Below are 12,901 nucleotides of genomic sequence, written 5' to 3'. Positions count from 1 at the left end.
AGCTTGCCGGGCACCTGGTTCTGCCGGTGGACTGTGTCCGGGTAAAAAGTTCGGTGTTTGATTGTCGCGTTCAAGCAAGGCTGTTAGAATACATGACTAAATTAGTCAGGTATATCTATCAGGTTGTTCTTATGCTGAGTATCACTATCACCGAATCCGCCGAACAGTATCTTGCGGGACTGTTGGCCAAGCAGGATTGCGAAGGCATCGGTATCCGTATGTTCGTCACCGATCCGGGCACACCGAAGGCAGAAACCTGTATTGCCTACTGTCGTCCAGGTGAAGAGCAGGAGAAGGATGAGGTGATGGAACTGGACAGTTTCAGGGCGTATTTTGATCACCGCAGTCTGCCTTTTCTTGAAGATGCCAAGGTGGATTATGCCGACGAGAAGTTTGGTGGGCAGTTGACCATCAGGGCACCCAATTCACGCATGCCCAGGGTCAGTGACGACAGCCCGCTTGAAGACAGAATTAACTACCTGCTTTACAACGAAATCAATCCTGGACTGGCAGCCCACGGCGGGGTCATCAGTCTTGAAGAAATTGTAGACAATGTGGCTGTACTGCGTTTCGGTGGCGGATGCCAGGGTTGCGGCATGGCCGATGTGACCCTCAAGGAAGGTGTGGAGAAGACCATGCTGGAAAAAATTCCTGAGCTCAAAGGTATCAGGGATGTCACTGATCACTCTGATCGGAGCCAGGCTTATATCTAGAACCGCACCACAAGTGCTTTTTATATATACTGATGCTGTGAACTTGAAATAATAATCCAGCAGCTGGTTCTCAATAGGCCGGTAAGGAGCATCAAATGCCCAGGCTGCCAGAGTTTGATCGGGAAGAGGTCCTCGATAACGCACTGTCTTTGTTTTGGTCGGATGGATATGAAGCCAGTTCCATCAGCAAACTTCTCAGGGCGATGAACCTCAATAGAGGTAGTCTCTACAGCGCTTTCGGTAGTAAAGCCTTGTTGTTCAGTACAGTGCTTGACCATTATATGGCCTATCTTCAGTGCCATTTATTTAACTGCACACTGGTCAGTGTCGAAGATCCCTGTGAGGCAATCACCTCTTTTTTTGACAAAGCATTCTTTGAACCCGACCAGAGTCAGTTAGCCAATGGCTGTTTGTTTTTCAACGCGATCTCCGAACTCAGTAATAATGAGCCTGAGCTGGCCGGTAAAGCCCGGGAATCGGTCCACTGGATTCGTCAATTATTCTATACCCGGTTGTTGGAGGCGAAACAGTTGGGGAAGGTCGATTCCGGGCAGGATATTGAAGGGTTGGCCGACTACCTGATTGCGCTTGTGGCAGGTTTGCGCACTCTGTGTAAATCCGGTGCCAATACAGCGGTATTGAGGCGGGTCATTGATGCCGGGCTGAGTACGGTTTTTACTCGATAGATTATGATAAAAAACATTAAAAAACGGGCTGTTAGGCCCGTTTTTTAATGTTGTATAGAGAGATGGGGGTATTGCTTAGCGGTGTGGTAAAACCGCCTTGAGCTTGTTGTGCATACTGCGCAATGCCTCTTCCGTCGTGTCCCAGTCTATACAGGCATCGGTGATTGATACTCCGTATTCGAGATCACTCAGGTCGGCAGGTATTTTCTGGTTGCCCGATTTCAGGTTGCTCTCAATCATCAGACCGATAATCGATTGATTCCCCTCCAGGATCTGATTGGTCACGTTCTCCATGACCAGCGTCTGCAGGTCATGATTTTTGTTGGAGTTGGCGTGACTGCAATCCACCATGATATTTGGGGTAATACCCGCCTTGTTCAGTTCCTGTTCTGCCAGATTGACACTGACGGAATCATAATTGGGTTTGCCGTCACCTCCCCGCAATACCACATGGGCATAGGGATTACCTGCGGTGGTAACAATGGCCACGCTGCCTTCGGCATTGATACCGAGAAAACGGTGGGGGCTGGCAACGGATTTCAGTGCGTTGATGGCGACACTCAGGCTGCCATCAGTGCCGTTTTTGAAACCAACGGCGCACGACAGCCCGGAAGCCATTTCCCGATGGGTCTGGGATTCGGTCGTTCTCGCACCGATGGCAGACCAGGAAATCAAATCCTGAATGTATTGCGGAGAAATGGGATCGAGCGCTTCGGTCGCAGTAGGCAAACCCAGCTCGGCAATATCCAGTAACAGCTTGCGCCCCACATGCAGCCCCTCGGATATCTTGAAGGAGTCATTCAGGTAGGGGTCGTTGATTAGCCCCTTCCAGCCGGTGGTGGTGCGGGGTTTTTCAAAATACACACGCATGACAATAAATAGCGAATCACTGACCTCATCGGCCAGTTTCTTCAGTCGTGCGGCATAATCCAGCGCAGCTTTGGTGTCATGAATAGAGCAGGGCCCGACGACCACAAGAATTCGGTGATCCTTGTGGTTCAGGATATTCTGAATGACTTGGCGGCCCTCGGTGATGGTTTTTCGGGCAGCATCGGACAGGGGCAATTCCTGTTTCAAATCTCTTGGCGTGATCAGCACATCCTGAGAGAGAATATTAATGTTATCAACGGCGTTGGTCATTGGTTTCTCGAATCGATAAGGGTTCAGTCAGCAAGCTATTCTACATGAAACTCCGGGTGCTTTGGCACTCTACAGGCCTTGCGGAGAGGAAGATGGTGTCTCCGGGGGCGGCAAGTCACTAAAAAATACTCAGGGAATGGTCTCGATTGCCTGCAGTAAAGGAAAATACAGCGCTTTCCTGATGGGTGTGGCAGTGGGTTCCTCGAACAGCCGGGCGTAGCGCTGAAGTTGTTCCTGATATTGGGCCACTTGTTGCTTCAGAAATTGTTGGTCTGATTGCCCTACTGCCGGGGCGGCGGTTTTGTAATCGATGATCCAGCGGATGCCCCCGTCGACAAAACTTCGATCGACGACAGCCGTTTTCGGCTCACCGTTTGGTGACATGTAGCCAATAGCCAGTTCGGTGGCGCTATCTTGGTGCCGATTGTCCAGAATCCACCTGGCCGTTGGATCACTAAGGCAGTTTTCTACAGCCTTAGCCAATACTGCCAAGGGCGCTGAAGTAGCGCATAGACCGAGCTGTCGTAGCTGAATCTTCCAGAAAGGCATGCGTTGCTGAATAGTCTCTGTGGACCATTGGTTAACACCTTCAATCACTATCTGCTGAAGAATACGGTGTAATACGGTACCGGTATGGCGAGCTTCCGGAGCCGTCTTGCCACCGCCCAGCTCATTTTGTGTCAAGGACTCCTTTACTGCAGTTGGTGGAGTCTGTATAGCTCCGGTTGTTGGTGGTGTGCCCCAGTCAGCCGGTAGACGGCGCAGAGAACTGAGCGCCGTATCATGGGCACGCACAGGTGTGTTTTCTCCGGGTGGGTAATCGTGCCACTGAATCCACGTGGCTCTGGATTCAAAGTCGGCGTTCAGCGCTGGCCAAAGGCTATCCAGCAGGCTGCCTGCTGCCGGATTGTCACCAGACATGGTGCAGAGCAGGTGTAGATGACCAATGGCGCGTGTGGTCGCAACATAAAGGATTCGTGCGGTTTCGAGTTTAATTTTCAGTTTTCGCTCGCGGTTCAGGAACTGATAAAGCGAGTCGTTCTGTTGGTCTGTCCGGAACAGTGGACTGATGAGCAGTTGATTCTCCCCGTTGCTACTGGTGCGCTCTTGCCACAATAGCAATTGTTTGTCTTCTCCCCGGGGTTTACGGTTCAGGCCGGGGAGAATGACCGTATCAAACTCCAGTCCCTTGGCTTTATGAATGGTCATCACATGGAGGGTGCTGTCCGATCCGACATCGGCTTTGGCGTAGAGCGATTTAACTGCTTTTTCAAAGGTGGGCCAATGCTCGAGAGTTCCTGCAGACTCGTGTTTTTCCAGCAAATCCAAATACTGGTCACAGTGTTGCTGGTCCGTGATTGAGTTCAGTGCAACGGTACCCCCAAGGGCACGCCAGGTTCCCTCAATCCAGCAGCGCAGGGGGAGTCGCTGGCGTTGTTGCCAGGCTTCAATCAGTGTTTCCCCAACCCGTTGGAGGATTTGTCGACCGTCTGGCGATAAACCTGATATTGCTGTTATGCGAGCCAGTTGGTTCAGCATTAGTGGAAAACGCTCCTGCGTTGTTTCGCAGTCGTCTCGAGCGGGTTCCGCTGTACTGATCGTCAGGAGGTCAGCCATGTCCAGTCCGCACCAGGGTGCCCTGAGCACAGCCAGCCAGGCAATCCGGTCAGCAGGTGACAGGAGTGCGCGAGTCAGGGACATCAGATCGACCACGGGCATGCGGTTACCGAGTGGGTCAATATCGGTTGCCTGCCAGTGATGCCCCGCCTCCCGGAGTGCTGCAAGAATGTCGGGCAGCTGGGTTCGGGTGCGGACCAGTATGGCGATCGAACCCTGAGGATTGCGTGTTTTAGCGGCATTAACCAGTGCCACTACCCGCGAGGCTTCAGCGCTGTTGTCAGGTGCATTGATGAAGGCATCCAGTGTGACCGGCTGCTCCGGTAGAGCACCATGAAAAGCAGTGGCGGCACTGTAACTGACGGCGCCACGACCGATCTCGTCGCGTGCAGGGAAAATATGGGGGAAGGCGTCGTTTACCCAGTGGATGAGGTTTTCCTGGGAGCGAAAGTTGACCTGCAAATCCAGTGCTTCAAGTTGCAGTTGGCCGATGGGCAGTGTTCGAGCCTCCAGAAACAAGCCCACATTAGCGTTGCGGAAACTGTACAGCGATTGCATGGCATCGCCGACGATGAACAGCGTGCGGCCATCATTTTGCTCCCAGCCTGCAACAAGACGGCGCAAAATATCAAACTGTACCGATGAGGTATCCTGAAACTCATCGGTGAGAATATGTTTGATCTGATAGTCCAGCCGCAGTGCCAGATCGGTTGGTTCATCTTCGGGACCCAATGCGCGGAGGGCGGCCAGGGTGATTTCGGTAAAATCACACACCCGATGCTGCTGGAAATGCAGGCTAAGCGCCGCCGCCAGGGTGGGGAGTAAATAGGTCAGTGCATTGAGTGCCAACCACTGATTTTCTTCATAGCGGGGCGCGGGCAGTGCTCGAATATCTTCCAGCAGGTCTTTCAGGCCGCTGATGGCCTGCAGTTGATCGACCAACTCGCCATAGCTCGCCTTTTGCTGTTTGGCCAGGATCTTGTCGCCGTTGACCTCGGTTGGAAAGCCCGTGTTCTTGTCCACGCGGCTCCGCCATTTTAAATCCTTGGTCAGCAAGAGCTCACAAATGCCCAGCCAGATGGGTAACTCTTCGGCGGAGTGGCCGGGTAATCCCATCATTCCCTTGCACAATTTGAGCGGCAGATCATTTTTCTCCGATGGCAGCTGACTACCGGCATAATCAGCGAGTAGGGCCAGTTCGCTAGCGAAGGGTGTCAGGAGCTCGGCTGTTGCGGCCAATGTTTCTTCAATCACATTGTTCAGGAATGATTCCAGGTAATCCCGGGCATCCCTGCTACTGAACATATGGGACAGCCACTGCTCGCGCTTTTTCAGTAATGCGATCAGCAGCTGCTCCAGCTTGTCGAGGTCGTTATCCAGATGCTGGAGGAGGGTTTCCACTGCCTGTCCCAAAGCTGTTTGCTGTTCCAGCTCGCGGAGCAGCCATTCGGCAATGACCAGGCGAAAGTGGGGTTCCGCATCTTCCAGAGGCTCGGCATAGTCGCCGATACCACTTTCCAGGCCCAGTTGCTGGGCGAGGTTGAGGCAAAAGCCATCAATGGTCTGGATCCGCAAGCGGTTGGGGGACTGCAGGAGCTGCCAGTTTTTTTCCCGGTCTCTGGCAAGGGCCGCAGTAGCGAGTTGCAGTGTGGCCTGCTGGTGGTCGCTGTCCGGCAGAGAATGACTATCTGCCATTGTCAGTGCCTGAATAATGCGATGTCGCATTTCACCCGCCGCTTTCCGGGTAAAGGTCATGCAGAGAATTTCTTCCGGTGCTTCCACCGTTGCCAGTAACCCCAATACCCGCTGGGTAAGCAGTTCTGTCTTGCCGGAACCAGCCGGTGCGGCAACCGCAAAGGATCGTTCTGGATCCAGTGCCCGCTGGCGTTGTGCCGCATCTGCTACGGTCATACCTCGTCCTCATCTGCAAATAGCTGCTGCCTTTCTGCGACCCGGTTCAGCGGTTCAAGCTCGGTCTGATACCGCAGGGCATAATCGCCATGGAAAGAGACAGCGGCATAGCCGGCCTTGAACTCGTCCGCCAGGGTAGCCGCAGCCTGTTGCCAATGATCCATCAGGGCCTGCCAGCTTTCCGGCTCGTTCTTTTTGCCCTTGGGTGGAGCTACCCCCGCCAGCAGGCCGTCGGTCTCGGAATAGCCGGTAAACAGAGGTTCCGATGGGTTGATGAGGGCAAAGCAAATAGCCGATGCGGGTGTTTCGCTGCACAATAAATAAAGCGGTAGCTGGAGATCATCCGGGCGATCTCCCAGCCACTGGCCGGTCGCCGCTTTGCCAGTTTTGTAGTCAATAATGACCGTCTGGCCATCAGCCAACTGATCAATCCGGTCGATGACCAAATGTAGCGGTAAGCCACAAAACTGCGTATTTTCGTGCTTTTCGAGTGCGGCCACGCTGAAGGGTGGCCGCTGTTTCTCAACGGTTAGCCATTGTTTCAGTAACCCAGCCAACCGTTGTTGTTCGATGCGGGTAAACGCCTTGCCGAACAGGTCTGCCCGTCGCATCTGCCAGGGTTTCAGGGCAGTATTGACGGTTGACTCAATCAATGAAGCCAGCTCCGGTTCGGACAGTGCCAGCAACTGTTGCTGGTTTTCCAGGTCGTGCCAGAGTTGCCTGAGGCATTCATGAATCAATGAGCCTCGATCTCCTGCATTGAGACCGATGGAGGGTTCCCGGGGTTGCTCTGCGCCCAATCGATGAATGGCAAAGGCGTTGAAGGGGCAACTGGCCTGATTTTTCAGGATACGGGTGCCACCTCTAACAGCTTCTTTTGCTGTAGCAAGTGGTGGTGCAAACTCACAGGAAACCGATTCCAGTGCGACGAAATTCGTAGCCTGACCGGTTTTTCGAGGCAGTTCATCCGGTTCGATTTTTGCTGCGCCAGTAATCAGGTTGGTGGGTTGTAACTGCTGGTCACCGTCAAACTGGCTGTAGCTCAAGATGACTTTGGGCGCCGCCTTCATCAGATTGGCCAGTTGCCGTTCTGCCAGTTCGCGTTCTCGCCCGGGGTCAGTTCTCGGCATGCCAAATTCTCGCTGCAGGCCAACCGGTAACAGCGGGTTGAGCGCTGTGGGTTGTGGCCAGCGGCGGTTGTCCAGGCCCATGACCCAGAGATGATCAAAATGCAGCCCCGCACCTTCGAGAAACCCCAGAACCTGAATACTGCTATCGGGTGTTTCTGCCTGAAAAACAGTGCTATAAGCCAGTTGTTGGAGCTGTTGCAATGCTTCGTTCAGACTTACCTTGCAATTCAGCTGGTCCAGTGACTGGTATTGTTCCAGTATGTCCAGCCAATGCTGTCGCTGCTGATATTCCTCGCTGTCCAGTGTGCGTTCACCGGGCCACCCCAGCGTGGTCAACTGTTGCTGAAACAGTGCCAGCCATGCAGAAAACCCGGCAGTCGACGGCAATGACCGACGGAGGACTTCCATTTTTGACAACCGTTGGCTGATGCCGGAGTCGGTGATTTTCTCCACCTCATTGACCAGATGGCGAAACTCACCACTTCGGAGAGAGACTCTGCCCTGTTTGCGTAGCAATAACTCCGCTTTGGCTCTCGGTTCGGGAGACAGGTCGCCCCAAAAGGGCGCGTTGAGCATACGGCAAAAATCCGTCAGCGGTAATTCGGCCCGATTGAGCGTCAACAGTAGCAATGCTGAAGCGATCAGTGGTGTTTCAGCGAGCGGTATGCCCGCTGACAAGTTGAAAGACGCGCTGGCTCTTACCTGCCCCGGCTCACTGTAATCCGGTTGCAGGCGGGTTTGCAGAAGCCGCACAATTTTGTTGCGCAGTTTTGGCAGCTCCGGAACAAGGATACCAATGCGGGTTTCAGGTGCGGCCAGATAATGGGCCACTGCCCAGTCGGCAGCGGCAGTCAGCTCGGCTTGTTGATCGTATAACGCGACCTGTTGCGGCTGTGGCAGAATGGGTTTTGGCTCGGCAAAGGCGAGATTATTGCTGATTCCTTCAAGCAGTTTACGGTGCAAGGGGGGCAGGGTATCAAACCCGCAGAGTGTTATGGTTGGAATGGCGGGCAGGATCCCGCAGCTATAAGCCCGCTGGAGTATTTTTACCTTATCGGCTGATGTGATGAGGCTGTGTTGCCTGAGCTTTTCGCGAAAATGACTGATCCACCGCCACAGCAGTGGTGCTTCCTGCTGTAGACGGGTATCCGGTACCAGGTGGTTTTGGATGTTGGCATAACTGTTACTCGCCAATCTGGCAAAATTCGCCGGCAATACCGTGGCGGGTCGCTCGCGGTCTTCTGCAATCACCTGCTCCCAGAGGAATAACTCCATGGCAGTACTCAGTCCGGAACCTGCCGCTGCCTCGATGAAACCGGCGTCACAGCAGCGCAGCCACTGTTCATGGACCCATTGCTCCAGGGCATAAACTTCGGGTGCCGACCAGTGCAGAGTGCAGGAATGTTGCGAAAAGCCCCAGGCCTGACGGATTTTGCTGGCCAGTCGATTGTTGGGCGTAAGAATCAATGCGCCCTTACCGAGCTCTTCCCTGAGTGGGTCAATATCAAAAAGCGGGCGCATCATGGTGGGTTTCTTTGTTATCCTTGAATCATCTTTCATGATCGCACAACCCTCAATGTTTACCAAAACAGTACCGTGATGGTGTTGTTTGCCAGCACTGAAATTTTTGTACCCGGGAAACATCATGCTTCTGACCTTGAACACGTTTTTATTGCTTGCTGCTGGCTTTGTTACCGGCGTATTGCTGACTTTTCTGCTGACCCGCCAGCTGTCTGAAAAACAGCGTGCAGTGTCCGATGTGACCATTTCCCGTTTGTCAGAAGATCTGGAAAACCAAGGCAATAGACTTCATCAGCGCGAGACAGAGCTTGGTGCGCTCAACCGTGACAAAGCCTCACTCGAGGCCCGTCTCGAAGGTGAGCGGACCCGTTACGAAGAGCAATTGCAGTTGCTCAGGCAGGCCCGTGAGTCCCTAGTTCAGGAGTTCGAAAACCTTGCCAATCGCATCTTTGATGCAAAACAGCAAAAATTTTCAGAGCAGAGCAGTCGGACACTCAACAGCAGTATTGATCCGCTGAGAAAGGAGATCCACGATTTCCGAAAGAAAGTTGAGGATGCCTATGACAAGGAAAACGCCGAGCGCAACAAACTGGTGGGTCAGATCGTAGAGCTGCAGAAACAGGCCCAGAAGGTTGGGGAAGACGCCGTTTTGCTGGCCAATGCATTGAAGGGTGAGAGCAAGTTCCAGGGCAACTGGGGTGAGGTTATTCTGGAGCGGATTCTGGAACAGTCCGGGCTGACCAAGGGGCGTGAATATGAAACCCAGGTGGCTCTAAAGAACGAGGAGGGCGATCGTCGAAACCCTGATGTTATTATTCACTTGCCGGATCAGCGGGACATTGTGGTGGATGCGAAAGTGTCATTAACGGACTACGAACGCTATTGCCGCGCAGAATTGCCCGAAGAGAAACAGCGCTCGCTGAAACAACATATTCTTTCCCTGCGCGCACACATTAATGGACTGAGCCGCAAAGCGTACGAGCAACTCGAAGGCGTAAACAGTCTGGACTTTGTGCTGATTTTTGTACCTGTGGAGGCTGCCTTTATGCTGGCGCTGGAAAATGACCATACACTTTTTCGTGATGCCTACGACAAGGGTATTATTCTAGTGAGTCCTTCCACCCTGCTGGCAACATTGCGAACGATCCACAATATCTGGCGTTATGAAGACCAGAACCGCAACGCTCAGCAGATTGCTGCTGAAGCGGGCAAGCTGTATGACCAGCTGGTGTTGGTTGTGGAGTCTCTGGACGACCTGGGTCGGCACATCGACAAGAGTCAGGAGGCCTGGCAACAAACCCGTAAACGCCTCGTCGATGGCAGGGGCAACCTGATCAAAAAATTTGAAGACATCAAAAAACTGGGTGCCCGCACCAAGCGTTCACTACCCGATAATCTGGTCGAGCAGGCCACCGAACAGGATGATGTCTCATTGCGGGCCAGCCTTCATCAGCCGGAATAATTGCCCGCTAGCGGGTTTATCGGACGACTGCGATCCGGTATCTGGTCGCACATCTTTCAGAGGAGTTTGTAATGGAACTGATCACGAGTCTGGCGCTGGTTATTTTAATTGGCTTGAGTGGCTATGCCTTATACCTTTACCTGCAACTGCGTAAGTTGAAAAACGCACAGAACGCCAGGGAAGAAGCGTTGGCAGTAGAGCAGGATGATCGTAAAGCCCACTACCGCAAGAGTATACATGTGATTGCCTCGGCTATTGTGGCCGATCAGGTCACACTCACGGAAGGGGCCATTCGCATCAGCATGATGGCTGCGCAACTGGATCTTCCCGAGTACGAGCGGGAGCATTACCAGGTGTTTTTCCAATTGACGGAGGCCACAGCCCATATCCCGATCCTTGATGAATGGCAGAAACTCAGTACCCGCGACAAACTGCGCTATGATCAGGAACGGGAGGACATTGAGAAAAAGTACCGGGAGTTCGCGGTAAATGCCGCGAGTAAGGTGTTGCAGCAACCTCCTCAGCCTGGGCAGGATGCAGAACCGCTATTCTATCCGGTTGGCCGACATTAGTCGTCGGGTGCCATTTCTTGGTGCCTGGCTGTTTTGACGTGAACGTCATTTGTATAGGGGGTAAAAGTCCTTATATTCCCTAGGCTGCATTGTTGTAACCCGCATGGGGAGTGAGTGCGTGTTATGCATGTCGGTGATGTCAGCCAAAAGTTTTTGATTAAAACTTTGTAAGCTGTTTGGGGAATAAGTCTCCACCAGAAATGAAAATGAAATAAGTCTGCAACAAGGAAAGACCTATACTTTATTAAAGAGAATTTTGTGCGCCAGTTATCAGAACTGTGGCGAAGCTCTTCATATGATTGAGTTTCGTTATTTTGCCATGCTCTTTGGCTAGGTCAGATTTGAAAAGGAGTTTTAGGTTATGAGTAAATTGTATGAGAAACGTCAGTCGTCGTACAAAACGATCCAGCAGGGTAATCAGGGTCTAAAGCAGCAAAATTGGCCTGTGTGTCGAATTATCCCCCAACCCGATGGCCAATCTGCCACAGTTGCACACACCGTCGAATCACAGAAACAGTCAAACAATAATGATGACCGAAAGCAGGTATCAAGCCAGTAGCATGACTGCGAGGCTGCAGTCCCGGCAGGTTGTGAGCTCTGGCTGGTACGGAGTGGCTGGTGCGGGGCGAGTGGGCTGAATGATCAGCCTTTTGGCAAATAGGGAATGGTCTTTGCCGCGTCAGAGTCATCGATCACATGCAAATTGCTGATACTGCCTTTTATTCTTGACTCCCGGAATGCCTTGTATTCGGGATCGTTGATAAACGCCTGTAACGCAGCCATATCAGGAAACTCAACCAGAGCGATCATGTCCGCTGTGCACGGTTCTCCCTCAACAGTACTGATGTTGGCACTACGGGATAGGTACTTGCCGCCGTGTTTGTGGGCGATGTCGTGCACGTTGGTGGCGTAATCCGCTATCCATGCTTCATCGGTCACAGTGACATCAGCGATTAAATAAACAGCCATAATTCATACTCCGATATTGTCTGGTGTTTTGACGGTTCTTTTCAGCTTATTTTGGCAGCCAACAGGCACACGCCGAGCCATGTGAAATAGAAAGGTATACAGAATAACAGTACGCGCCAGTTTGACTGAAAACAGTAACGAATGGAGTGTGTTATAGCGTCCTTTCGCAGTTGCCAGGTAACGGCCATTTGCAATGCCACCAGTGAGTAGATGAACTGGACTGCGATAGCTGGCAGCTCACCGGGCAGCATCGGCGTGAAAACCAGTAATGCCACGATAAATAAAAAACCAAACGCCAGTGTATTTCTGGCGGCTGGCATCTTATCCAGGGTGCGAAAGTTTTCCCACAAGAAATACGTCATGGCGATGGGACCACCGAAAAATGATCCCAGTCCAATTTGCAGAGGTGAGTAAACAGCCGGTTTCTTTATTACGATATCATTCACCGCATCGTCTCCAGTGGTACATGAAAACGATGTCCTGGGTCATTACTGGGATCGGAATATTGACCATACTATTGTTTGTTTCCAGAACGGGCCAGACGAAACAGATAAATGGCGGCAACGCCCAAAAAACCTGCGCAGAGCGTAACGAATGCGGTTGTACACCAGAAAATAAAAGGTCCGCTCTTTCCATGTAGTACCAAATCACCCACTGTCAAAGCTGAAAAAACGGCCATTGGTGCGCTATAAGCGAGGGCCGTCATCATGCCATCTCTCAGATGATATAGGGCACTGAACCCGGAAAGGAACGTGTTTGCCAACAAACCGATAATACCCGCTGCCAACATCCATGGCAGTTGTACGCTAAGCATGGACAGGTAAAAGATAAAGAAAGTTGCCAGTCCGATAAGAGATGCTTTGATGGGCTGCATAAGCGTGACTAACTATCCAGAGAATTGGTTATATCGAATGGGTTTTAAACGGGTTAAATAGGCTTTCCCGGTAAAGCAGCCGCAATAAAACACGAGATTTGCCGCAAGTGCAAATCTCGTGAACAGAGGTGGTGCTGGTAAAAAGCCTGTTCCCTACTGGATCCATCAGTATTTGCTCCAGTATTTGCCACTGAAAAGTCGTCCGTATGACACCGTTACCAACAATCAGTGCCCCCGAGGGGTGCGTAGGCCAGTATTTTCCAATCCCTAAATGAGTCTGAAGGCCGGGATTGAGTCAACCTGTGT

Annotated in this window: 10 protein-coding genes; 4 read left to right on the top strand and 6 right to left on the bottom strand. The window is 52.2% G+C overall.

The genetic code is table 11. The features are described from left to right. Positions 1-131: 131 nt before the first annotated feature. The gene (nfuA, locus tag AACZ64_RS11080) at positions 132-713 is read left to right on the top strand and encodes a Fe-S biogenesis protein NfuA (RefSeq protein WP_293615294.1); all 582 of its coding nucleotides are present in this window, start codon (positions 132-134) and stop codon (positions 711-713) included. Positions 714-808: 95 nt separating this feature from the next. Next, a complete protein-coding gene (locus AACZ64_RS11075) occupies positions 809-1,399 on the top strand; it encodes a TetR/AcrR family transcriptional regulator (RefSeq protein ID WP_293615295.1) in 591 nt (196 codons plus the stop codon). Between the two features lie 75 nt (positions 1,400-1,474). On the opposite strand, the gene AACZ64_RS11070 is transcribed toward AACZ64_RS11075, so the two are convergent. The 3 genes from AACZ64_RS11070 to AACZ64_RS11060 all read right to left on the bottom strand — a co-directional run bounded on the left by AACZ64_RS11070 (position 1,475) and on the right by AACZ64_RS11060 (position 8,757). Continuing rightward, positions 1,475-2,539 carry a 3-deoxy-7-phosphoheptulonate synthase gene (locus AACZ64_RS11070; RefSeq protein WP_293615296.1) on the bottom strand — a complete coding sequence of 355 codons (1,065 nt, stop codon included), beginning with the start codon at positions 2,537-2,539 and terminating at the stop codon, positions 1,475-1,477. A 129-nt stretch (positions 2,540-2,668) separates the two neighbouring features. Continuing rightward, a complete protein-coding gene (locus AACZ64_RS11065) occupies positions 2,669-6,067 on the bottom strand; it encodes a UvrD-helicase domain-containing protein (protein ID WP_293615297.1) in 3,399 nt (1,132 codons plus the stop codon). Then, positions 6,064-8,757 (bottom strand): PD-(D/E)XK nuclease family protein, encoded by a 2,694-nt coding sequence (locus AACZ64_RS11060; protein WP_339640076.1) that lies wholly within the window; start codon positions 8,755-8,757, stop codon positions 6,064-6,066. The genes AACZ64_RS11065 and AACZ64_RS11060 overlap by 4 nt, the downstream gene beginning before the upstream one ends. Before the next feature lie 85 nt (positions 8,758-8,842). Between AACZ64_RS11060 and rmuC the strand changes: the two genes are divergently transcribed. Then, positions 8,843-10,180, top strand: coding sequence for a DNA recombination protein RmuC (gene rmuC, locus AACZ64_RS11055; RefSeq protein WP_339640075.1), 1,338 nt, complete (start codon positions 8,843-8,845; stop codon positions 10,178-10,180). 71 nt (positions 10,181-10,251) lie between these two features. Next, a complete protein-coding gene (locus AACZ64_RS11050) occupies positions 10,252-10,752 on the top strand; it encodes a DUF2489 domain-containing protein (RefSeq protein ID WP_293615299.1) in 501 nt (166 codons plus the stop codon). 642 nt (positions 10,753-11,394) lie between these two features. Here AACZ64_RS11050 and AACZ64_RS11045 read toward each other — a convergent pair. From AACZ64_RS11045 to AACZ64_RS11035, 3 genes are all read right to left on the bottom strand, one after another. Then, a complete protein-coding gene (locus AACZ64_RS11045) occupies positions 11,395-11,721 on the bottom strand; it encodes a DUF1330 domain-containing protein (protein ID WP_339640074.1) in 327 nt (108 codons plus the stop codon). Between the two features lie 41 nt (positions 11,722-11,762). Then, positions 11,763-12,167, bottom strand: a complete 405-nt coding sequence (locus tag AACZ64_RS11040) for a hypothetical protein (RefSeq protein WP_339640072.1) — start codon at positions 12,165-12,167, stop codon at positions 11,763-11,765. Between the two features lie 68 nt (positions 12,168-12,235). After that, positions 12,236-12,595 carry a hypothetical protein gene (locus AACZ64_RS11035; RefSeq protein WP_339640070.1) on the bottom strand — a complete coding sequence of 120 codons (360 nt, stop codon included), beginning with the start codon at positions 12,593-12,595 and terminating at the stop codon, positions 12,236-12,238. Between the last annotated feature and the right edge of the window lie 306 nt (positions 12,596-12,901).

The sequence above is a fragment of the uncultured Porticoccus sp. genome (assembly GCF_963975625.1).
In the GTDB taxonomy this organism is placed as follows: domain Bacteria; phylum Pseudomonadota; class Gammaproteobacteria; order Pseudomonadales; family Porticoccaceae; genus Porticoccus.
This window is presented reverse-complemented; position numbering and strand designations above follow the sequence as displayed.

What these genes read in the sequence shown, in the direction of transcription:
- nfuA (WP_293615294.1), top strand. Translation starts at nt 132, where the DNA reads ATGCTGAGTATCACTATCACCGAATCCGCCGAACAGTATCTTGCGGGA.
- AACZ64_RS11075 (WP_293615295.1), top strand. Translation starts at nt 809, where the DNA reads ATGCCCAGGCTGCCAGAGTTTGATCGGGAAGAGGTCCTCGATAACGCA.
- AACZ64_RS11070 (WP_293615296.1), bottom strand. Translation starts at nt 2,539, where the DNA reads ATGACCAACGCCGTTGATAACATTAATATTCTCTCTCAGGATGTGCTG.
- AACZ64_RS11065 (WP_293615297.1), bottom strand. Translation starts at nt 6,067, where the DNA reads ATGACCGTAGCAGATGCGGCACAACGCCAGCGGGCACTGGATCCAGAA.
- AACZ64_RS11060 (WP_339640076.1), bottom strand. Translation starts at nt 8,757, where the DNA reads ATGAAAGATGATTCAAGGATAACAAAGAAACCCACCATGATGCGCCCG.
- rmuC (WP_339640075.1), top strand. Translation starts at nt 8,843, where the DNA reads ATGCTTCTGACCTTGAACACGTTTTTATTGCTTGCTGCTGGCTTTGTT.
- AACZ64_RS11050 (WP_293615299.1), top strand. Translation starts at nt 10,252, where the DNA reads ATGGAACTGATCACGAGTCTGGCGCTGGTTATTTTAATTGGCTTGAGT.
- AACZ64_RS11045 (WP_339640074.1), bottom strand. Translation starts at nt 11,721, where the DNA reads ATGGCTGTTTATTTAATCGCTGATGTCACTGTGACCGATGAAGCATGG.
- AACZ64_RS11035 (WP_339640070.1), bottom strand. Translation starts at nt 12,595, where the DNA reads ATGCAGCCCATCAAAGCATCTCTTATCGGACTGGCAACTTTCTTTATC.